Source organism: Pseudomonas umsongensis (assembly GCF_002236105.1).
Taxonomy (GTDB): domain Bacteria; phylum Pseudomonadota; class Gammaproteobacteria; order Pseudomonadales; family Pseudomonadaceae; genus Aquipseudomonas; species Aquipseudomonas umsongensis.
Genome location: NZ_NIWU01000001.1, coordinates 626,830 through 649,288 on the forward strand (window position 1 = coordinate 626,830; position 22,459 = coordinate 649,288).

General features: G+C 61.3%; 18 protein-coding genes. 4 read left to right on the top strand and 14 right to left on the bottom strand.

The window, feature by feature from the left end:
• Positions 1-87: 87 nt before the first annotated feature.
• Positions 88-894, top strand: a complete 807-nt coding sequence (locus PSUM_RS02930; RefSeq protein ID WP_020798310.1) for a sulfite exporter TauE/SafE family protein — start codon at positions 88-90, stop codon at positions 892-894.
• Positions 895-1,008: 114 nt separating this feature from the next.
• Here the strand turns inward: PSUM_RS02930 and PSUM_RS02935 are convergent, their stop codons facing one another.
• From PSUM_RS02935 to PSUM_RS02965, 7 genes are all read right to left on the bottom strand, one after another.
• Positions 1,009-1,878, bottom strand: a complete 870-nt coding sequence (locus tag PSUM_RS02935) for an aldose 1-epimerase (RefSeq protein ID WP_020798311.1) — start codon at positions 1,876-1,878, stop codon at positions 1,009-1,011.
• Between the two features lie 128 nt (positions 1,879-2,006).
• Positions 2,007-3,287: a TRAP transporter large permease gene (locus PSUM_RS02940; protein WP_020799403.1), complete on the bottom strand. Its 1,281-nt coding sequence runs from the start codon at positions 3,285-3,287 to the stop codon at positions 2,007-2,009.
• Positions 3,288-3,815: a TRAP transporter small permease gene (locus PSUM_RS02945; protein ID WP_020799404.1), complete on the bottom strand. Its 528-nt coding sequence runs from the start codon at positions 3,813-3,815 to the stop codon at positions 3,288-3,290.
• A gap of 77 nt (positions 3,816-3,892) precedes the next feature.
• The gene (locus tag PSUM_RS02950) at positions 3,893-4,864 is read right to left on the bottom strand and encodes a TRAP transporter substrate-binding protein (RefSeq protein WP_083348944.1); all 972 of its coding nucleotides are present in this window, start codon (positions 4,862-4,864) and stop codon (positions 3,893-3,895) included.
• A 67-nt stretch (positions 4,865-4,931) separates the two neighbouring features.
• Entirely contained in the window at positions 4,932-5,819 is an 888-nt protein-coding gene (locus PSUM_RS02955; protein WP_083348945.1) for an SMP-30/gluconolactonase/LRE family protein, read from the bottom strand.
• Between the two features lie 49 nt (positions 5,820-5,868).
• Positions 5,869-6,693 (bottom strand): NAD-dependent epimerase/dehydratase family protein, encoded by an 825-nt coding sequence (locus PSUM_RS02960; RefSeq protein WP_083348946.1) that lies wholly within the window; start codon positions 6,691-6,693, stop codon positions 5,869-5,871.
• 247 nt (positions 6,694-6,940) lie between these two features.
• Positions 6,941-8,239 carry an OprD family porin gene (locus PSUM_RS02965; protein ID WP_020799408.1) on the bottom strand — a complete coding sequence of 433 codons (1,299 nt, stop codon included), beginning with the start codon at positions 8,237-8,239 and terminating at the stop codon, positions 6,941-6,943.
• Between the two features lie 293 nt (positions 8,240-8,532).
• On the opposite strand from PSUM_RS02965, the gene PSUM_RS02970 reads away from it, so the two are divergent.
• Complete coding sequence (locus tag PSUM_RS02970; protein ID WP_020799409.1) at positions 8,533-9,153, top strand: TetR/AcrR family transcriptional regulator; 621 nt, start codon at positions 8,533-8,535, stop codon at positions 9,151-9,153.
• A gap of 152 nt (positions 9,154-9,305) precedes the next feature.
• On the opposite strand, the gene preA is transcribed toward PSUM_RS02970, so the two are convergent.
• The 3 genes from preA to hydA form a co-directional block, all read right to left on the bottom strand.
• The gene (preA, locus tag PSUM_RS02975) at positions 9,306-10,580 is read right to left on the bottom strand and encodes an NAD-dependent dihydropyrimidine dehydrogenase subunit PreA (RefSeq protein WP_020799410.1); all 1,275 of its coding nucleotides are present in this window, start codon (positions 10,578-10,580) and stop codon (positions 9,306-9,308) included.
• Positions 10,581-11,948: an NAD(P)-dependent oxidoreductase gene (locus PSUM_RS02980; RefSeq protein ID WP_020799411.1), complete on the bottom strand. Its 1,368-nt coding sequence runs from the start codon at positions 11,946-11,948 to the stop codon at positions 10,581-10,583.
• A 193-nt stretch (positions 11,949-12,141) separates the two neighbouring features.
• Entirely contained in the window at positions 12,142-13,581 is a 1,440-nt protein-coding gene (hydA, locus tag PSUM_RS02985) for a dihydropyrimidinase (RefSeq protein ID WP_020799412.1), read from the bottom strand.
• A gap of 549 nt (positions 13,582-14,130) precedes the next feature.
• Between hydA and PSUM_RS02990 the strand changes: the two genes are divergently transcribed.
• On the top strand, positions 14,131-15,615 hold the full coding sequence (locus PSUM_RS02990) for an NCS1 family nucleobase:cation symporter-1 (RefSeq protein WP_020799413.1): 1,485 nt from the start codon (positions 14,131-14,133) through the stop codon (positions 15,613-15,615).
• 135 nt (positions 15,616-15,750) lie between these two features.
• Positions 15,751-17,034 carry a Zn-dependent hydrolase gene (locus PSUM_RS02995; RefSeq protein WP_033043535.1) on the top strand — a complete coding sequence of 428 codons (1,284 nt, stop codon included), beginning with the start codon at positions 15,751-15,753 and terminating at the stop codon, positions 17,032-17,034.
• Positions 17,035-17,088: 54 nt separating this feature from the next.
• Here the strand turns inward: PSUM_RS02995 and PSUM_RS03000 are convergent, their stop codons facing one another.
• The 4 genes from PSUM_RS03000 to PSUM_RS03015 form a co-directional block, all read right to left on the bottom strand.
• Positions 17,089-18,234: an XdhC family protein gene (locus PSUM_RS03000; protein ID WP_033043534.1), complete on the bottom strand. Its 1,146-nt coding sequence runs from the start codon at positions 18,232-18,234 to the stop codon at positions 17,089-17,091.
• A 131-nt stretch (positions 18,235-18,365) separates the two neighbouring features.
• The gene (locus PSUM_RS03005) at positions 18,366-19,754 is read right to left on the bottom strand and encodes an amidohydrolase family protein (protein WP_033045655.1); all 1,389 of its coding nucleotides are present in this window, start codon (positions 19,752-19,754) and stop codon (positions 18,366-18,368) included.
• Positions 19,755-19,766: 12 nt separating this feature from the next.
• The gene (locus tag PSUM_RS03010) at positions 19,767-21,128 is read right to left on the bottom strand and encodes a nucleobase:cation symporter-2 family protein (protein ID WP_020800994.1); all 1,362 of its coding nucleotides are present in this window, start codon (positions 21,126-21,128) and stop codon (positions 19,767-19,769) included.
• Between the two features lie 247 nt (positions 21,129-21,375).
• The gene (locus tag PSUM_RS03015; RefSeq protein ID WP_020800995.1) at positions 21,376-22,422 is read right to left on the bottom strand and encodes a CobW family GTP-binding protein; all 1,047 of its coding nucleotides are present in this window, start codon (positions 22,420-22,422) and stop codon (positions 21,376-21,378) included.
• Between the last annotated feature and the right edge of the window lie 37 nt (positions 22,423-22,459).

The following is a 22,459-nucleotide window of genomic DNA, read 5'->3' on the forward strand; positions in this document are numbered from 1 at the left end:
GTTGATGAAAAAAACGCTGCGGGCTCTATCCTGTCACTCTATCGATACCGGGCGTTCCCGGCCTTTGTCATGGATTACGAGCGTTCTATGTTGCTGGCGAGTTTTTTTGGTGTGGTCATGGGGTTGGTGCTCGGTTTGACCGGGGCCGGGGGCGGTATTCTTGCAGTGCCGGCGCTGGTGTTGGGACTCGGCTGGAGCATGACCACGGCGGCGCCCGTCGCGCTGTTCGCCGTAGGCAGCGCAGCGGCGGTCGGTGCCATCGATGGCTTGCGCCATGGCCTGGTACGCTATCGCGCGGCGCTGTTGATTGCCTTGCTGGGCGCGATGTTTTCCCCGCTGGGCATCTACTTCGCCCATCGACTGCCGGAAAAAGTCCTGATGATCCTGTTCAGTCTGCTGATGGTCATGGTGGCTGCACGGATGTTGCGTCGCGAGCGCAAGGACCAGGGGCCCAGCGATCATGGTCACGCCAACTGGGGCCAGAAGAACTGCATGCTCGATCAGCAGACCGGGCGCTTTTCCTGGACCGCCAAATGCACCGCGACCCTCGCGGCCCTCGGTGCGGTGACCGGTGTAGTCTCTGGCTTGCTGGGTGTGGGCGGCGGGTTTCTGATCGTGCCGGCCTTCAAGCAGCTGACCGACGTGCAGATGCGCGGCATCATTGCCACGTCCCTGATGGTCATCAGCCTGATCTCGGCCATCGGCGTGATCGGCGCATTGCATGCCGGGGTGCGCATCGACGGGTCTGGCATGGCCTTTATCGCCGCCAGCATCGTGGGCATGATCATCGGCCGAAAGCTTTGCGCGCGAGTGCCGGCGCGGGCGCTGCAGGTGGGATTTGCGAGCATCTGCCTGGCAGTCTCCGCCTACATGCTATTGCGGGCAGGTCTCTGAATTCTTGTAGGAGCGAGCATGCTCCGGGCGGCGTACCGACGATGGAGGTCAACGATAACGCGGGAAGCCTGACACCCCGCGGCGTTCTTGGGTTCATCGCGAGCATGCTCGCTCCTACAAAGGGCGGTAATGCAGTGTGAAGGACAATTCTGCCGATTGGCCCTGCTCCAGCAAACGCAACCCGGGCCGACTTGGCAAGTGGTGCGCGTTGACCGGGTGGCTGACCGGTTCGATGCAGAAAAAACCCAGTCCTGGCGGACAATAGAGCAGGTAGTAATCGCTGCCGGTGGCCTGGCATTCCAGCTCGTAACCAAGGTCGGGTTGCTGAATCAGGCAGTGGCCATCCCAGTTGCAGAAACCGTTGTCGACCAGTGTCTGGGGCAGGGCCTTGGGCTGCTGGAAATCCCATTCGGCAGGTAATGCACTCAGCCCGGTTGGTAGTCTGGTGGTGTCGCACAGCCACACTTGCCCGGCCTTTGCCTGTAATCGCGTGCCAGCGCTTCGGGGTAGATAAGGGTGCAGGCCCAAGCCATGCCAGGCCGCGTGTTCGGCCAGATGGGTAACGCTCAACTCGATACTCAGCTTGCCTTTATCGAGATGGAAACGTTGGCGGGCGCAATAGGCAAAGGGCTCGGTGCTATCGAGTTGCAGCACCACATCGTTAGGCGTTTTGGAGACTACCTGCCACGGCTGCTGCCAGGCGCTGCCATGAATCGGCAGAGGATCGGTGAGGCTATTGGGCACCAGGGGCAGCCAGCCATCCGGGCAATCGAATCCCCCTTCGGCAATGCGGTTGGACCACGGCACCAAGGGGAAGCAGCCCAGTTTGCCGGGAAGGCCTGCGTTCAATGCGTGCTCATCGGCGTGTCGTAACAACGGCTGGCCGGTGTGGCGCACGGACCAGTTGACGATGCTGCCGCCAAGTTCGGGGGCGAGGGTGAGGCGGGTGAGTTCGTCTTCGAGTTCGAGCAATGTGGGTTTCATATTCACCAGCGGTAAAGGGAATGCACGGATTGCCTTTGTAGGAGCCGGCTTGCTGGCGATGGCGCCCTTGAGAACGCCATCGCCAGCAAGCCGGCTCCTACAGTTCAGCGGTTGCAGGATCAGCCGGATTACAACACCAGATGCGGCAACCACAGCGACAGCGCAGGAATGTAGGTCACGCCCAACAGCACCAGGAACAGCACGGCGTAGAACGGCAGCAGGGCCTTGACGGTTGATTCGATGCTGACCTTGCCCACCGCCGACCCGACAAAGAGTACCGCGCCTACCGGCGGTGTGATCAAGCCGATCCCCAGGTTCACCAGCATGATCATGCCGAACTGCACCGGGTCCACGCCAATGCCGAGAATCACTGGCATCAGGATCGGCGTAAGGATCAGGATCAAGGGTGCCATGTCCATCACGGTGCCGAGCAAGAGCAGCATGACGTTGATGCACATCAGGATCACGTAACGGTTGTCCGACAGGGTCAGGAACATCGTGGTGATCTTCGCCGGGATCTGCATCAGCGTCATGATGTAGCCGAAGCTGGCGGCGAAGCCGATCAGGATCATCACGATCGAAATCGTGCGCACCGTGCGGTGCATCAGTTTCGGCAGCTCGCTCCACTTGTAGTCGCGGTAGATGAACATGGTCACGAAGAACGACCACAGTACCGCGATGGCCGCCGACTCGGTCGCCGTGAATATGCCCGACAGAATGCCACCGAGGATGATCACCATGGCCATCAGGCCCCAAAGTGCTTCGCCGCAGATTTTCAAGGCTTCGCGCATCGGGATGACTTCGCCCTTGGGGTAGTCACGCTTCTTGGCGAAGATCAGGCACAGCACCATCAGGCACGCGCTCATCAACAGGCCCGGCACCACGCCGGCCATGAACAGCGAGGCGATCGACACCGTTCCACCTGCCGCCAGCGAGTAGAGCACCGAGTTGTGGCTTGGCGGCGTCAACAGGGCTTGCACCGAGCCGCTGACGGTCACGGCGGTGGCGAACTCACGGGGATAGCCGCGGCGTTCCATTTCCGGGATCAGCACCGAACCGACCGAGGCGGTATCCGCCACCGACGAACCGGAAATAGCGCCAAAGAAGGTCGAGGCCATGATGTTGACCAGTGACAGTCCTCCGCGCACGAACCCGACCAGCACACCGGCAAATGCCACAAGGCGCCGAGACATGCCGCCCTCGGCCATGATCGCACCGGCGAGGACGAAGAACGGAATCGCCAGCAGGGAAAATTTGTTGACGCCACCGGCCACCTGAATCATCAGCGCCTGGAACGGAATGTCGATCCAGAACGCGCCGATCAGCGCAGAGAGCCCGAGCGCGTAGGCGACCGGCATGCCGATCAGGATCAATGCTATGAAGCTACCCAACAGAATCACAGCGTCCATTCAGGCAGCCCCTTCGTTTTCTTCAACGATGTCGAAACGCACGACGCGACGATTGCTCTGGTCGCCGAGCAAGAGTTTTTCCAGGACAAAGATCAGCGTCAGCAGGCCGCCAATCGGAATCGGCATGTAGGTAATGCCTACGCGCAGGGTGGGCAGGGCGCTCATGAACTGGTTCCAGGTCGACAGGCACAGCTTGCTGCCCCAGATGGTCATGAACAACGCGATGGTTGCCATCAACAGTTGCGAGACCACGCCTACAGCCTTGCGCAGTTCGGGGGGCATGCGGTCGGTGAGCATGGCCACGGCCATGTGTGCGCCAGCGCGGTAGCTGGCGGCGGCGCCGATGAAGGTGAAGACCATCATCAGCAGAATCGCCGTGGGCTCAGGCCAGCTTGAGCCAGTGCCGAGGACGTAGCGGGCGAAGACGCCCCAGGGAATGATCAGGGCAATTGCCAGGACCGACAGGCCCGCGACCCAGATGCAGGTCATGTAGATCCTGTCGTTGATGCGCAGCAATAGATTCTTCATCGGGTTTCACCGTAACCGGGCGCGCACGGGCGTCTACCAACGAACGTCGCGCCGGGCCTTTCAAGGGAGCGGGAGAGTTACTGGACGGCTTCGATGCGCTTGATCAGGTCGGCGTAGGGTGCGCCGTATTTCTCGCGGATCGAGGCGGTCGCTTCATAGAAAGGTTTCTTGTCGACGGTGATGAACTCGACGCCGGCAGCCTTGAGTTTTTCTTCGCTGCTGGCCGATTTGGCATCCCACAGGGTGCGCTCCTGCGCCTGCGCCGCCTTGGCGGTCTTCTTCACCAGCACCTGCTGCTCGGGGGTGAGTTTGTTCCAGGTGATCTTCGACATCACGATCGGCTCGGGCAGGATCAGGTGCCCGGTCAGGCTATAGAACTTGGCGTTCTGGTAGTGATTGTGTTCGAGCAGGGTCGGCGGGTTGTTCTCCGCACCGTCGATCACACCGGTCTGCAGGGCACTGAAGATTTCACCGGTGTCCATGGCAATGCCGTTGCCGCCCATGGCGTTGATGGTTTCGATGAACATCGGGTTGCCTTGCACGCGAATCTTCATGCCCTTGAGATCCTCCAGGCTGCGCACCGGTTTCTTGGTGTAGATGTTGCGCGTGCCGCCATCCATCCAGGCGAGGGCGACGAGGTTGAATTCGGAGTTGGTGATCTTGTCGAGGATCTCGTCGCCGACTTCACCGTCGATGACCTTGCGCATGTGCGCCTGGTCGCGGAACACGAACGGCATGTTGAATACGTTCACGTCCGGCACCACCGGGCCGACGATGCCGAGGCTGACCCGAGCCATCTGGATCGCGCCAACCTGGGCCTGCTCGACAACTTCTTTTTCCGAGCCGAGCACACCGCTGGCGAACATCTTGAAGGTCAGCTTGCCGTCGCTGTCGGCCACCAGTGTCTTGCCCAATTGCTCTTCAGCGACCACGGTGGGGTAGCCCGCGGGGTGGATGTCGGCAAACTTGATTTCCAGCGCATGGGCGGCGCTGCTGAGGGTGAAGGCCAGAGGGAGTGCTGCGGCGAGCAAGGTGCGTTTGAAGTCCATCGGGGGTGTCTCCAGTCTTGTTGTTTTTGTTATTCAGGGCACAGCGGTGTAGCGCCAACAATTGCATTCATTGCTTGAAGTGCGGCTCGGGCAATCCCTTGACGCCGGGGTCCAGGGCGAACACGCCACCGGCCAGCGAATGCTCGTCAAGGTCGTCTCCCGGGCGAATCGAGGTCACGAACAAGGTGTCCAGGCGACTGCCACCGAAGGCGCACATGCTCGGTTTTTTCACCGGTACGGCAAGGGAGCGGTCCAGTCGACCGTCGGGGGTGAAGCGGTGGACCAACCCGGCATCGTTGCCGCAGATCCAGTAACAACCCTCGGCATCGACCGCCGCGCCATCAGGGCGGCCGGCATATTGATTCATGTCGATGAACACGCGGCGGTTGGAAGGAGTGCCGCTGTCGATGTCGTAATCGAATGCCCAGACCTGCTGCACCAGCGGATGGGAGTCGGACAGGTACATCGTCCGGCCGTCCGGGCTGAAGGCCAGGCCGTTGGGCACGATCAGGCCGTTCAGTTGTGCCTGGAGCGGGCCTTGTTGCCCGGCGCCATAGCGATAGAGCGTGCCCACGGCGGCATTGGCGCCCATGTCCAGTACCATGCTCCCGGCCCAGAAGCGGCCCTGGCGGTCGCAGCGACCATCGTTGAGGCGCATGTCCGGGCGGGGGTGATCGACGTGGGCCAGGGGGGCGCTGTCGAGGCTGCCGTCGGCATGTGCATGCAGATGGTAGAACCCGCTCTCCATGCCGGCGACCCAGCCGCCATCGGAGTGACGGGCGATGCAGGCGAGCATTTGCGGGGCTTTCCAGGCGTGCACATGACCGGTTTGCGCGCTCCAGCATTGCAGGCCCCCGGCGGGAATATCGACCCAGTACAGGGCGTTTTCCTCGGGGACCCAGACCGGGCTTTCACCCACCGTATTGCGCGCATCGACAATCAGTTCGGCTTGCATGGCAACTCATTCCCTTGGCTGTTGGTGGTTGGGCTCATGGCTGGGGCGATCAGTCGCCGAACGGGCCGGCAACGCAAAAGGCACCGCCCTGGTAGATCCGCACCGGGTCATCGGCGGCCGGCAGCGGCTGGGCTTCGACCTTTTCACGGAACACTTCGGAGCTGTCCTGCGGGGCATAACCCAGGACCGTGGCGTAACGGTTGTCCCACCAGACGTCCTTGTTGTCGGAGGCGCCGTAGACCACCGTGTGTCCAACGTTGGGGGTGTAGAGCGCGCGTTCGAGCAATTGGGTGAGGTCACCGAAGCTCAGCCAGGTGCTCATCATCCTGCGGTTCTGCGGCTCGGGGAACGAAGAGCCGATGCGCACGCTGACGGTCTCGATGCCGTAGCGATCGAAGTAGAACGTGGCCATGTCTTCGCCATAGGACTTGGACAAGCCGTAGTAGCTGTCCGGGCGGCGAGGGGAATGGGCGTCGATGACTTCATCCTGCTTGTAGAAGCCGATGACGTGGTTGGAACTGGCGAAGATCACACGCTTGACGCCGTGACGGCGTGCCGCCTCATAGATGTGGAATACGCCGCAGATGTTGGCGCCGAGGATTTCTTCGAACGAGCGCTCAACCGACACCCCGCCAAAATGCAGGATCGCATCCACGCCTTCGACCAACTGATGCACCGCGTGCTTGTCGGCGAGGTCGCACGGCACGACTTCTTCGCGATCATCGATGGCGGGGGCGATGTCGGCGATGTCGGACAGGCGAATGACGTTGGCGTACGGGCGCAGGCTCTCGCGCAGGACTTTGCCCAGGCCACCGGCAGCACCGGTCAGCAACAGGCGATTGAAGGGCGTTTGGGCGGTTGCAGTGGTCGTCATGGGAATTCCTGGACAAGCAGTTATTGTTATTGGGTCGTTGTAGGTTGTCGTACGACTTTGCTGAAGTATCGGTAGGCTTTCCGGTTTTTGTCAACGCGACATTGGTGGAAATTGACGGAGGGTCACCCCGATCAATGCTCTGGTAAATCTCGATCCCTGTAGGAGTTGGCTTGCCAGCGATGGCGATCTGGCGGACGCCATCGCTGGCAAGCCAGCTCCTACAGGGGCATTTGTTGATCCTCTGCTCTTACAACAACGAAATCGGGTAGCTGATGAAAATCCGGTTTTCGTCGAACTCGTTGGTGCTGAAATCCTTGCGGATGCTCGCATTGCGCCATTTGACGTTGAGGTTTTTCAACGCGCCGCTCTGCACCGTGTAGGCCAGTTCCGATTCGCGGCCCCATTCCTTGCCGTCGGTGATGGTGCCGGTGTGCACGTTGTCGCCGCTGATGTAGCGGTTCATCAGTGTCAGGCCGGGAATGCCCAGGGCCACGAAGTTGTAGTCGTGACGCACCTGCCAGGACTTCTCCCTGGCGTTGTCGTAGCTGGAGTTGTAGCTGTCGTTGGCCAGGGTCCCGCCGCTGGTGCCGTTGACCCGCATCCACACGTCGTCGCCGCTGAGTTTTTGCAGGCCGACATAAAAGGTGTTGCCACCGTATTTGGCCGAGAGCAGGGCGAAGGCGGTCTTGTTGTCCAGGTCACCGGCCAGGGCACTGCCGTCTTCCTTGCCGATGAAGTAGCCGAGGTTGGCGCCCAGGGTCCAGTCGCCGATTGGCTGACTGTGACTGAGGTTGAAGTACTGCTGCTGGTAGATGTCGCTGAGTTCGGCGTACCAGACGCCGACCTGGGTGCGTTTTTCGTTGAAGGCGTATTCGCCGCCGCCGAAGTTGAAACGGTCCGAGCTAAAGGCCGCCGACTTGCCGTTCATGAACATGTCTTCCATGCTCGCATCGTTGCGCGGGCTGTTCTGGCGGAACTGCCCGCCGTAGAGCGTCAGGCCGCTGATCTCGGTGGACGTCACCTGGCCACCGCGGAAGGTTTGCGGCAGCGAGCGGCCGTCGTCGGAACGCAGGATCGGCAACACCGGCATCCATTCGCCGACCTTCAGTTCGGTTCTCGAGATCTTGCCTTTGAGTGCCACGCCCAGGCGCCCGAAGTTGTCGGCCGGGCGGCCGTCACCATGGACCGGCAGCAACTGCGTTCCCGTGGTGCCCTTGCCGCCGTCGAGCTTTTGCGAGTACAGCCCCAGCACATCCACACCGAAGCCCACCGGGCCCTGGGTATAGCCGGATTTGGCGTCGAGGATGAAGTTCTGTGTCCACTCCTCAGCCTTGCCCTGAGGGTAGGCCGGGTTGGTGTAGTTGCGATTGAAGTAGGCGTTGCGCAGGTTCAGCGTGGCTTTGGCGTCATCGGTGAAGCCTTCGGCCTGGCTGGTGAGGGGCAGGCTCAGGGCCAGGCTGGCGCAACCGTACAGGCTCAGTGTCTGCAAGCGGGTGATGGTTGGGCGTGGAGTACGGACGGACGAATCGAGGACGAGCTTGCTCACTGTGACGCTCCCTTGCTGCTTTTTTGTTTTTATTTTTGTCATACGTCGTCGTACAACATTGGCGAAGATATTTGCGGGATTTTTGGGGGTTGTCAATCGGAAGTTATACGATGACTTGAGGTAATTCGTTCCCCCGGGGTTAAGGGGTTATATGGGTAGAGACCGCAGGCATGGTTTGAAGGTATGAAATGCGGTCAAGAGGTGCCCTGACCATGCGCCGGAATCGACGGTCCCCTGTCGCCGCGCCGTAGAGCGGTGCTAGTCTTGTTTAATGTTGTTGTCAGGGAGCCCTCATGGGCAATCACAAGATCGAGATTCGTCGCAGTAACGTCGAGAAAATTCTGCTGGGGGCCGAGAAGGTCTTCGCCGAAAAAGGCTTTGGTAGCACCGCCATGGCCGACATCGCCGCCGAGGTGCAACTGCCGCGCTCCAACCTGCATTACTACTTCAGCACCAAGACCGAACTGTACAGCGCCGTGCTGTTGGACCTGCTGGAAGTGTGGAAGCAGGACGCGCTGTGCTTCGAGATGTTCGACGACCCCCGCGTGGTGCTCAGCAGCTACATCCGCGCCAAGATGAACCACTCGCGCAGCCGGCCCTACGGTTCAAAGGTCTGGGCCAACGAAATCATCCACGGCGCGCCGACCCTGGGCGCGAAGCTGGACGCGAGCCTGTATGACTGGGCCAAGATGAAAGAAGCGAAGATCCGCCAGTGGGTGGACGACGGGCGCATCCTGCCGGTGGAGCCTTCAAGCCTGTTGTACATGATCTGGGCTTCGACACAGCACTATGCCGACTTTGATCATCAGGTGAATATTTTGAATGATCATCAACCGTTGTCCGATATGCAGTTCGAGCGGGCGGTGCAGACGGTGACGAGTGTGATTTTGCGGGGGATCGGGTTGGAGCCCTGAGGCCTTCGGTGTTGCTGATGGCCTCATCGCGGGCAAGTCGGATCGCCGCACCGCCGCTCCCACAGGTTTTGGGAACGCCAGAAAAACCTGTGGGAGCGGCGGTGCGGCGATCCGACTTGCCCGCGAAGGAGTGAGTTCAGACGCCGCTGAACTCAAACCGCGACGTGATACGGATTCCTCGGATCATGATTCCAGTCGAGAAATGGCTTGCCGTTCTCCATCGGCACCATCTCGATACAGTCCTGCACCGGGCAGGTGATCTGGCACAGGTTGCAGCCCACGCACTCATCATCGATCACTTCATACTTGTGGGTACCGTCCGCCTGCTTGACGCTGGCGACCGCCTGGTGCGAGGTGTCTTCGCAGGCAATATGGCAGCGCCCACACCCAATACACGCCTCCTGATCGATCTTCGCGATCACCTGATAGTTGATATCCAGGTACTTCCAGTCGGTGGTATTGCCCACCGCACGCCCGGAAAACTCGGCGATGTTGGCGTAACCTTGACTGTCCATCCAGCGGGACAGGCCGTCCTTCATCTCCTCGACAATCCGGAAGCCATGCAGCATTGCCGCCGTGCACACTTGCACCGAGCCGCTGCCCAGCGCAATGAATTCGGCGGCATCGCGCCAGTTGCCAATGCCGCCAATGCCGCTGATCGGCAGGCCCTGGGTCTGAGGGTCGCGGGCGATTTCGGCGACCATGTTCAAGGCGATCGGCTTGACTGCCGAGCCACAATAGCCGCCATGGGTACTTTGGCTGCCGACAATGGGATTGGCGACCATGCGCTCCAGGTTGACGCTGGTGATCGAGTTGATCGTATTGATCAACGACACCGCATCCGCACCGCCACGATGCGCCGCGCGGGCAGCGACACGGATGTCGGTGATGTTCGGCGTGAGCTTGACGATCACCGGCAATGAGCAATAGGTCTTGCACCAGCGGGTGACCTGCTCGACGTATTCCGGGACTTGGCCAACCGCTGCGCCCATGCCGCGCTCAGGCATACCGTGAGGGCAACCGAAGTTCAGCTCGATGCCGTCGGCACCCGTGGCTTCCACCAGCGGCAGGATGTGTTTCCACGATTCTTCGACGCAAGGCACCATCAGCGACACGATAAGCGCGCGGTCCGGCCAGTCCTTCTTGACCTGGGTGATTTCCCGCAGGTTGATCTCCAGCGAGCGATCGGTGATCAGTTCGATATTGTTAAAACCCAGTACCTCCCGATTAGCCCCGAAGTGCGCCGAATAGCGCGAAGAAACGTTGACCGCCGCCGGGTCTTCCCCCAGGGTTTTCCAGACCACGCCACCCCAGCCAGCCTCGAAGGCGCGGACCACGTTGTAGGCCTTGTCGGTCGGCGGTGCAGAGGCCAGCCAGAACGGGTTGGGGGACTTGATGCCAGCAAAGACAATCGACAGATCGGCCATTTATGCAGCCTCCACATTGAGCATCAGTTGAGCGTTGATCGCCTCGGCGGCGCGCTTGCCGTGCTGTACTGCCTGAACGGTGAGATCCTGGTCGAGGCTGGTGCAGTCGCCGCCGGCATACACGCCAGGAATGCTGGTGCGCAGATGCTCGTCCACCTGGATGCGATCACCGTCGCGCTTGAGTTCCCGGGCCAGCGGATCGCTGAGTGCGCTGCTGTCGAAGGCCTGGCCGATGGCCTTGAATATCGCGTCGGCAGCCAGCTCAAAAGTTTCGCCAGTGGTTTGCAGGCGGCCTTCAACCAGGTGGGTGCGAGCGAATCGCATGCCGCGCACCTGGCCCTGGTCATTGAGCAAGACTTCCTCCGGTTGGGCCCAGGTCAACAGGCGTACCTGATTGGCCTTGGCAATCTCCTGTTCATGGTGGGTGGCCCCCATGTCCTCGACACCACGGCGATACACCAGGTTGACGTCGTGGGCGCCGAGCCGGGCCATCTGCACCGCCATGTCGATGGCGGTGTTGCCGGCGCCGAGCACGATGCAGTGGTCAGCCAGCGGCAGCTGGGTCAAGTCGTCGGCCTGGCGCAGCTCGCGGATATAGTCGGTGGCGGCTACCAGGCCGGGCGCGTCTTCATGCTGTAGGCCAAGCTGTTTGCTGGCCGCCAGGCCGAGGCCGAGGAACACCGCGTCGAATTGTTGATGCAGGTCGCTGAGGCTGAGGTTTTCCCCGAGCCTGTGCCCATGGCGGATTTCGATGCCACCGATTTCCAACAGGAAGTCCAGCTCCTTTTGTGCGTAATCGTCCACCAGTTTGTATTTCGCGATCCCGTATTCGTTCAGGCCACCGGCCTTTTCCCTGGCCTCGAAAATCACCACGTCATGGCCGTGCATCGCACTGCGGTGGGCGCAGGACAACCCGGCGGGGCCGGCCCCGACCACGGCGATGCGCTTGCCGGTGGCGGCCGCGCGGGAGAATGGATGCTGGCTGAAATGCGCGTTGTCCACGGCATAACGTTGCAACAGGCCGATCAAGACCGGCGCGCACTCATGGGCGTTGTTGCGCACGCAGGCTTGCTGACAAAGAATTTCTGTCGGACAGACCCGGGCGCAACTGCCACCGAGGATGTTGGCGGAGAGGATTTTCTGCGCCGCGCCCTGCACGTTGTCCTGGTGGATGTTACGGATGAACGAGGGAATATCGATTTCACTCGGGCAGGCATTCACGCAGGGTGCGTCGTAGCAATACAGGCAGCGCGAGGCCTCCAGATGGGCCTGGCGATCATTGAGTGGCGGCGCCAGGTCGGTGAAATGGCCGGCGAGGGCGGCCGCATTCTCAACGGGATGCGGGAGGTGGGTCAGGGTCTTGATCACGGTATTTGGCCTCACGGTAATTGAGGTGCTGCCTCTGTTGGGCATTACTCAGTGCTACGCCATCCCCTGTAGGAGCTGCCGCAGGCTGCGATCTTTTGATCTTGATCTTGGAAGCAAAATCAAAAGATCGCAGCCTGCGGCAGCTCCTACAGGGTTCGCATTCCAGATGTGGGAGCGATTGAAGGCCTTGATTTCAGCGTTTGACCGCCACCGGCTGGTTCAACTCGGCCCGTTTGCTCAGCAAATCGAACACCGCCGGATAAGCCGGCCGCTCGATGTAGCGCCCGGCACCGCGCTCAGCCCGTAGATCGCCATCGGCCCAGACCACGCGCCCCTGGCTGATGGTGTGGCTCGGTACACCGCGCACGGTCTTGCCTTCGAAAATATTGAAGTCGACCTGCTGGTGATGGGTCTTGGCGGAAATTGTCCGCGTACCTTGCGGATCCCACAGCACCAGGTCGGCATCGGCACCGACGCGGATCGCGCCTTTGCGTGGGTAGAGGTTGAAGATTTTCGCGGTGTTGGTGGAGGTCAGCGCCACAAATTGCTGCATCGAAAAACGCCCGGTGTTCACGCCTTCATCCCACAACACCGCCATGCGGTCTTCGATGCCGGCGGTGCCGTTGGGGATCTTGCTGAAGTCGTCCTTGCCGGCGGCTTTTTGCTCCGCGCAGAAGCAGCAGTGATCGGTGGCGGTGGTGTGCAGGTTACCTGCCTGCAAACCGTGCCAAAGGGCCTCTTGATGACCCCGCGGGCGGAACGGCGGGCTCATCACGTAGCCGGCGGCGGTTTGCCAGTCCGGGTGCCGGTAGACGCTGTCGTCCAGCAGCAGATGCCCGGCCAGCACTTCGCCGTAGACCGGTTGGCCCTTGGCGCGGGCGTAGGTGATTTCGTCCAGCGCCTCTTTGGTCGATACATGCACCAGGTACAACGGCGTGCCGAGGGTTTCGGCAATGCGGATGGCACGGCTCGCGGCTTCGCCTTCCACCTGCGAGGGACGCGACAGTGGATGCGCCTCCGGCCCGGTCATGCCCTGGGCCATGAGTTTGCGTTGCAGGTGATACACCAGCTCACCGTTTTCCGCATGCACGGTCGGCACCGCGCCCAGTTCCAGGCAGCGCTCAAAACTCGCTACCAGGGTGTCGTCTGCCGCCATGATCGCGTTCTTATAGGCCATGAAATGCTTGAAACTGTTGATCCCGTGATGAATCACCAGCTCGGCCATTTCTTCGCGGACCTGTTCGCTCCACCAGGTGATGGCGACGTGGAAGCCGTAGTCGGACGCCGACTTCTCGGCCCAGCCACGCCACTGGTGGAAGGCCTCCATCAATGACTGCTGCGGATTGGGGATCACGAAGTCGATGATCGACGTGGTGCCACCGGCCAGACCCGCCGCCGTGCCACTGAAAAAGTCTTCGCTGGCCACGGTGCCCATGAAGGGCAGTTGCATGTGGGTGTGGGGGTCGATGCCGCCGGGCATCAGGTACTGACCACTGCCGTCGAGTATCTCGGCACCTGCTGGAACGTCGAGGTCTTCGCCGATGGCCTTGATTACGCCGTCTGCGCAATACACATCGGCGCGATAACTTTCATCATGGGTAATAACGGTAGCGCCACGGATCAACAGAGACATTCCGGGTTCCTCGCAGGCATGACCGACTGATGCCGGTTCTAGATGTTTTGTATGACGCCAGCGTTAACCGGACTATTCCTGTCAGCGCTGTCAGGATTAAAAGCTAGTCTGAGTTATGGGAATGAGCAAGAATATTTTTTATAAGCTTATTACTGTTTTAACTAACTGATAAATAACGATAAAACGCTGTTTTCACCAAAATGGTGAGGCCACTCACCATTTTGACGCACTTGACAGGATCTAAATATGGTCAAGATTTCTTATGTGAAATCAGCCGTTTGAGGATGGTCTATGGTTGATGCGCGACCGTGAGAAAAATATCGATGCACCAGATTGAGTCCTGACTGTTCGGACAACTTGGCGCAGATCGTTTCCAGTGGCGTGACAAGTCACCGAGGGTTACCTGGTTGATCCAGTAAAACTGATAAACATCAGTTGTTTACAGAGTGTTTATGGAACTGCCCGATGCGCAAGCGGGGCAACCGGCACGTTTATTGAAGCCGCCAGCCCCTGATGAGCAAAAATAATTCAAAGATCAGTGGAGCGGCCATGCAACAGATCAGATCGCAAGTGAACGAGCGCGACGGCTTGTTCGAGCTGGAAGCCGGTAGCGATGTCCTCGACAGTCCCCGTTACAACCACGACATAGCACCGACCAAGGTGCACGAACGAACCTGGAACAAATGGCACATCACGGCATTGTGGGTGGGCATGGCGATATGCGTGCCCACCTATACCCTGGGCGGAGTGCTGACGGCGTACTTCGGCCTGAGCGTCGGTGAAGCGCTGCTGGCGATTCTGTTCGCCAACATCATCGTATTGATCCCGCTGACGCTCAACGCGTTTCCCGGCACCAAATACGGCATCCCGTTTCCGGTGTTGCTGCGTTCGTCCTTCGGCATCTTCGGCTCCAACATCCCGTGTCTGATCCGCGCCTTGGTGGCGTGTGGCTGGTTCGGCATCCAGACGATGTTCGGTGGCCTGGCAATTCACCTGTTCCTGGGCTCGGTGTTCGAGGGCTGGAAATCCCTGGGCGGCACCGGCGAGGTCATCGGCTTCATGGTGTTCTGGGCGCTGAACCTGTGGGTGGTGATTCGCGGCGCCGAGTCGATCAAATGGCTGGAAACCCTCTCGGCACCACTGCTGGTACTGGTGGGGGTGGGGTTGTTGGTGTGGGCCATGCCCAATGTATCGATGTCCGAGCTGCTGGCGATCCCGGCCAAGCGTCCCGAAGGCGCGGGGGTGGCCAGTTACTTTGCGGCGGGGTTGACCGCGATGGTCGGGTTCTGGGCCACGCTGTCGCTGAACATACCTGACTTCAGCCGCTACGCGAAAAGCCAGAAAGACCAGATTGTCGGGCAGATCATTGGCCTGCCACTGACCATGTTCCTGTTTGCCTCCCTGGGCGTGGTGATGACCGCCGCCTCGGTGAAGCTGGTGGGTGTGACGGTGTCCGACCCGGTGACCCTGATCGGCCATATCCAGAGCCCGGTGTGGGTGGCGCTGGCCATGGCGCTGATCATCATCGCGACGCTGTCGACCAACACCGCAGCCAACATCGTGTCGCCCACCAACGATTTCCAGAACATCGCCCCCAAGGCGATCAACCGGACCAAGGCGGTGATGCTCACCGGGCTGGTCGGGCTGGCGCTGATGGCCCATGAACTGCTGAAAAAGCTCGGCCTGATCGTTTCCGACCTGAGCCTGGAAACGGTCTATTCCAACTGGCTGCTCGGCTACTCCAGCTTGCTGGGGCCGATTGCCGGGATCATGGTGGTGGACTATTTCCTGATCAAGAAACAGCAGCTGGATTTGGCTGGGCTGTACCGCGACGACGTGTATCCGGCGTGGAACTGGAACGGTTTCATCGCCTTCGGGGTGCCGGTGGTGTTGACGCTGCTGTCGCTCGGCAGTGATGCCTTCAGCTGGTTCTACAGCTATGGCTGGTTTACCGGCTCGGCCCTGGGGGGGTTGATTTATTACGGGCTATGCGCGATGCGCCCGAGCCCCGTGGTTGCCAAGTCAACCCTGTAATGATCGTTCCCGCGCTCTGCGTGGGAATGCAGCCCGGGACGCTCTGCGTCCCAAGCCTGGACGCAGAGCGTCCATGGATGAATTCCCACGCGGAGCGTGGGAACTATCAGATCCAAACAGCCTCAGGAGATCCCCATGAACGCAGCCGTAGACGTTCTGCAATCGACCCATCAGCACATCAACCGCGACCGTCTGTGGCAGTCGCTCATGGAACTGGCCAAGCTCGGCGCCACGGTCAAGGGCGGTGTCTGTCGCCTGGCCCTGACCGATCTCGACCGCCAGGCCCGCGATACGTTCGTGAGGTGGTGTGAGGAAGCCGGTTGCACCGTCAGTATCGACGCCGTCGGCAATATTTTCGCCCGTCGCCCGGGGCGCAACCCGGACCTGCCACCGGTCATGACCGGCAGTCACATCGACACCCAGCCCACGGGGGGCAAGTTCGATGGTTGCTTCGGCGTGCTCGCCGGCGTGGAAGTGCTGCGTACCCTCAATGACCTGGGCATCGAGACCGAAGCGCCGCTCGAAGTGGTGGTGTGGACCAACGAAGAAGGCTCGCGTTTCGCCCCATGCATGATGGGTTCCGGCGTATTCGCCGAGAAATTCACCCTGGAAGAGACCCTGGCCAAGGTTGACGCCGAGGGCGTGACGGTGGACGAAGCGCTCAACGCTATCGGCTATGCCGGGTCACGCGCGGTTAGCGGCCACGCGGTGGGCGCCTATTTCGAGGCGCACATCGAACAAGGTCCGATTCTCGAAGACGAACGCAAAACCATCGGCGTGGTCATGGGCGCCCTCGGACAGAAATGGTTCGACCTGAAACTGCGTGGCGTCGAGGCCCACGCCGGCCCAACGCCGATGCACCTGCGCAAGGACGCCCTGGTCGGCGCGGCAGTGATCGTCGGTGCGGTCAACCGCGCGGCCCTCGGTCATCAGCCCCATGCCTGTGGCACTGTCGGTTGCCTGCAAGCCTACCCCGGCTCGCGCAACGTCATTCCGGGCGAGGTGCGCATGACCCTGGACTTCCGTCACCTGGAGCCGTCGCGACTGGACTCGATGATCGCTGAAGTGCGCGAAGTCATCGAGACCACCTGCGAAGAACATGGCCTGACCTATGAACTGACACCCACCGCCGACTTCCCGCCGCTGTACTTCGACAAGGGCTGCGTCGAAGCGGTACGTAACGCGGCGCAAGGGCTGGGCCTGTCGCACATGGACATCGTCAGCGGCGCCGGACACGACGCGATCTTCCTTGCCGAGCTGGGTCCGGCCGGGATGATCTTCGTGCCGTGCGAAGGCGGCATCAGCCACAACGAAATCGAAAATGCCGCCCCGGATGACCTGGCGGCCGGGTGTGCGGTGCTGTTGCGGGCGATGCTGGCGGCTTCGGCGGCGGTGGCAAAGGGGGCTCCGGCTGCCTGAAATGCAATAAATCGCAGCCTGGGGGAGGTCCCGCAGGCTGCAATTGTTCGATCTTCAAACCGTTGCCGTCATTTCAAGCTTTTCACTGACAACAAGATCCGCATGATGAATCGGTTTGCCTCGATGCCTGAGCATCCCGCCTTGGCGCTGGTTCATCACCGCCGTCATTTCGGCGAGTATTGCCAGCGCCACGCTCTGCGGCGTATCGCCACCCAGGTCGAGGCCCATCGGGTAGTGCAGAGCAGACGTGCTGGTGCCGATTTGCGCCAGCAGGCGTTCGGTGCGTTCTTTGGGACCGAGTTGGCCGATGTAGGCGGGCGCGGCTTGCAGCGCCAGCCCGAGCCAATGGCGGTCCTGGCGGTAGCTGTGGGTCATTACCGCGACGGCGGCGCCGTCGATCAGCGGGGCCAGGTCGAACGGGTTGTCGAGGCTGGCGAGGATAACGGCGTCGGCTTGCGGGAAACGTTCGGCGCGGGCGAAGTGGCTGCGGCTGTCGATCACACTGACGTGCCAGTCCAGCAACTTGGCCATGCGCACCAGCGGCTGTGCGTCGTGGCCGGCGCCGATAATCACCAGGCGAGGCGGCGGGGCGATGTACTCGAAAAATACTTCGACTTCACCACGGGCGTTGCTGTAGAGGCGTATCGAGGACTTCTTCTGCATCAGGGTCTTGTGCAGACCACGGCGCATAGCACTGTTCAGTTGCAGGTTGCGCAGGCTGCCTTCGGTATTCGACAACAAACGGTCACCGACTCTGGCAGATGCATCGCGAGAGCTTGCAATCACCGTGGCCATGGCGGCAGGTTGTTGACTGTCGCGCACCCGTCGCAGCAGATCGATGGCCGGGGCAGGCGACTTTGCCCGCAGGCGTTCGAGCATGACGAATACCGTGCCGTTGCAACCCAGGCCAAAGGTCAGGGCGCTTTGCTCGTCGTCCTCGTCCTCGGTGGCGCCCGTGCTGTAGCGACGTACTACCGGTTCACTGGAATCGGTGAGCCACCAGGCTTTTTTCGCCAGGTCCTGCTCCAGGCAGCCGCCGCTGACGGTGCCAACGGTGCGGCCGTGTATGGGGATGAGCATCCGCGCACCGGGACGGCGGTAGGCCGAGCCTTCAACCTTGACCACGGTGGCGAGGATGGTTTCTTCGCCCTGGCGGGCGGCGGTGTCGATGGCTTGTAGAAGATCATTGAGGCCGGACATGGAATCAGTTCCTGAATACGAAGGAGACCCTGTAGGAGCTGCCGCAGGCTGCGATCTTTTGACTTTGCTTTAAGATCTAGATCAAAAGATCGCAGCCTGCGGCAGCTCCTACAGGAATGCGGGGTGGTGGATCAGTCGTCGATGTTCATCAACTGCCGGACCCCATCCCACGCCTCGGCCCGCATCCGCTGCACATCCAGCCCCGGAATCACGCCGTTATCGACCACCACCCGACCACCGACCAGGCTGTACTTCACTGCGATCGGCTCACCCGCCACCACCGGCGCGACGGCGCTGTCGTGGAAACCGAAGAACCGCGGATGGTCAAGACCGTAGGCCACCAGGTCCGCCGCCTGGCCGATTTCCAGGGTGCCGACCGCCCCCAGCCCCAGCACCTGCGCGCCCCCGGACGTGCCCCAGTGAATGACATCTTCGACGGTGGTGGCCGAGGCGCCTTGCTGCGCCCGGTGAATCAACCATGCGGTGTTCGCTTCGCCGACCATGCTGCCGGATTCGTTGGAGGCCACACCATCCACCCCAAGGGAAATCGGCACCCCGGCCTCGAACATCTGCGGCACCGGCGCGACGCCGCTACCGAGGCGTGCATTGCTCACCGGGCAATGGGAAATGCCGGTGCCGGTTTGCGCGAGCATGCGGATTTCACCGGGCTGCATGTGTACCGCATGGGCGAACCACACGTCCGGGCCGAGCCACTCGTGTTCGGCGACGAATTCCACCGGCAGGCAGTTGTATTTTTCACGGCAGAAATTCACGTAGTTCTGCGTTTCAGACAAGTGCGTGTGCAGGCGCAAACCGAGGCCGCGCGCGGTATGGGCCAGTTCACGCAGCAGTGTCGGCGGCAATGAAAAAGTCGGGGTGGTCGGCGCGACCACCACCCGGCGCATGGCGTCCGGGGTGTCCTGGTGATAGCGGGATTTCAGTCGTTCGATGTCACCGACCATCTGGTCGAGGGTTTCCGGTTGCAGCGCGGTTTTAGAGAACCCCGGATGGGCGCTGGCCGACTCCAGCGCGCCGCCCCGGCACAAAACGAAACGCAGGCCGAACTGATCGGCCATATCGAACAGCAGGTCACCGGTCTCGGTGGTGCCGTTGGCATGGTAGAGGTAATGGTGATCGGCGCAGGTCGTCACGCCCGACAGCAGCAATTCGGCCATGCCCAGTTGTGCGGCGATCCGCGCCAGTTGCGGCGTGAAGCGGTTCAGACGCGGGTAAGGCACACTGGCCAGCCAGCCTTGCAGGTCCTGGTTCAATCCTTCGGGCACGGCCTTGAGCAGGTTCTGGAACAGGTGGTGGTGGGTGTTGATCCAGCCCGGATACACCACCGCGTGGCGCGCATCGATCAGCCGTTCACCGGGTTGCACTTGAAGGCCTGCGGCCATTTCGGCGATGCGCCCGTTGACGACGCGGATGTCCACGGCGCCGGCCCGGGCGCGCGGGCCACGCAGGCCGGTCATTACTGCCTGCGGGTTCTTGATCAGGATGTTTTGCAGTTGAGTCATGGTCGGCTCCAGTCAGAGGCTGTGGGTGGCGGATTTGCTGGCGGCGGCGTCAGGCACGCTGACGCCGTTGAGGGTGGCGTTGAGCAACACCGACACCAGGCAGGCGATCACCACGCTGCTGTGCAGGAAAGGCTGCGACCACTCGGGCAATTGCTTGAACAGGGCCGGGGCCAGCACCGGCACGAGGGCGGCGGCGAGGGTGAAGCCGACGATCAGCACGTTGTAGCGATTACGCTCGTAGTCGACCTTGGCCAGGGTCTGGATCCCTGCTGCCGCGACCACGCCGAACATGGCGATCCCGGCACCGCCCAGCGCCGCAGTCGGCATCGAGGCGATGATCGCCCCGGCCTTGGGCACCAGCGCCACCGAGCACATCAGCAGGCCGCTGATGGCGACCACCCAGCGACTGCGCACACCGGTGAGGATCACCAGCCCGACGTTTTCCATGAAGGCAATGAATGGGAACGCCGCGAACATCCCGGCGATGGTGCTCGCCAGGCCGTTAGCGCGCAGGCCGTTGATCACCTGTTTTTCTTCCACCGGTTTATCGACGATGTCGCCGATGGCCACGAACAGCCCCATCGATTCGACCATCTGCACGATCATCACCACCACCATGGTGGCGATGGGGATCAGGCTGAAGGTCGGCAGGCCGAAGTAGAACGGGTAGGGAACGGTGAGCCACGGCGAGTCCTGCACGCTGTGAAAACTGCCCATGCCCAGCCCGTAAGCCAGCGCCGCGCCCACCAGCATGCCCACCAGCACCGCCATGTTGCGCAGCATCGGGCTGCCGTACCGGTTGACCAGCAGGATGCTGAGCAACACCACCGCCGCGACGGCCAGGTACGCCGGCGCCCCGAAGTCGGTGGCATGCCGTCCGCCGCCAACCCACTCATAGGCGATCGGAAACAGCTGAAGGCCGATTACGGTGACGATGCAACCGGTGACCACCGGTGGAAAAAAGCGCCGTAGTCGACCCACGAACGGTGCGATCAGCATGGTGAAAATCCCCGCGCCGATCACCGCTCCGCAGACCCCGGCGAACCCGACATCCGGGTTGGTGCCGATGGCGATCACCGGCCCGACGCTGCTGAACGCCACGCCTTGGAGAATTGGCAGGCGCACGCCGAATTTCCAGAAACCGACGGTTTGCAGCAGGGTGGCGATGCCCGAGCAGAACAGCGTGGTGCTGATCAGCACCACCGTGTCGGCCTGGGACATTTTCAGGGCGCTGGCGACAATCAACGGCACGGCGATGGCGCCGATGTACGAGACGGCCATGTGTTGCAGGCCGAGGGTGAGCATTTGCCGCACCGGCAGAACCCGGTCGACGGGGTGGATGGCGGGTGTTGCGGGGGTATTGGCTGACGACATGGGGAATCACCTCTAGCTGTTGTTATTCGGTACAGAGGGGTATTCGTTCTGATGTCCGTTCAACGGCACCTAATTCCTTGTAGGAGCTGGCTTGCCAGCGATAGCGGATTGTCAGTCGACAAATCGGGTGACTGTTAAGCCGTCATCGCTGGCAAGCCAGCTCCTACAGGGTTTGGGTCGTTCTGAAAAATGGGCACCAGTCATTCATGTGCCCGGAACCGCCATCCACCGGCTCCGATGCCTTTTTTCAGCCTGCCAGGCAGGCGGCAAAGCCCTGGTTCAGGGCCGCGCGGTCCAGGTCGCGGCCGATGAACACAATCTTGCTGGAGCGCGGTTCGGCGCCCCATGCGGTGGAGGCACGGAACTCGACGAGGCTGTGCACCCCTTGCAGCACGTAGCGTTGGTCCTGATCAGCCACCGCCAGTACGCCCTTCATGCGATACAGGTTGTCGGCCTGCTCGTTGCGCAACTGTGTGATCCAGCGATGGAAGTCGCCCAGGTTGACCGCCCCGTCCACGGTGATGCCCACCGACGACACGCTCGGATCATGGTCATGGTCGAGATCGTCATGATCGTGGTGATGGTCATCGGCGTGGTCATCGTGCTCGGCACCGATTTCCATGAGTTTCTGCGTGGACTCGAAGGCGCCGATGCCAAGGATTTTCGACAGGTCGATTTCGGCGTAGCTGGAGGTCATCAGGTCCGCCGTAGCATTGAGGCCCCGAATCTTGCCGCTCAGGGATGCCACTTCATCCTCGCTGACCAGATCGACCTTGTTGATCACGATGCGGTCGGCACAGACGATCTGGTCCACGGCCTGGTTGTCCACACCATCGAGTTGCAGGTCTTCCAGGTGCTGGGCTATGTGCCTGGCATCGACCATCGTGACAATGGCGTCGAGTTCCACCTCATCGGCGATCGGGTCATTGATGAAAAAGCTCTGGGCCACCGGGTAGGGATCGGCCAGGCCGCTGGTCTCGATCAGGATGTGATCGAGGCGCACCGGGCGCGCTACCAGTTCACGGACGATGCGCACCAGGTCTTCGCGAACCTCGGCGGTGCAGCACACGCAGCCGTTGACCATCTCGTAGATTTCTTCGGTTTCGGAACTGAGCACCAGGTCGCCGTCGATGCCGACCTCACCGAACTCGTTCTCGATCACGGCGATCTTGCGGCCGTGGTTCTCCTTGAGGATGTAGTTGAGCAGGGTGGTTTTGCCGGCGCCGAGGAAGCCGGTGAGGATGGTCACCGGGATTTTGGTGTTGGGGGTTGGGGCGTTGAAGGGGGTGTTCATGTGAGGCTCCTTGAATAACTGAAGGGTCTGAGTGCTA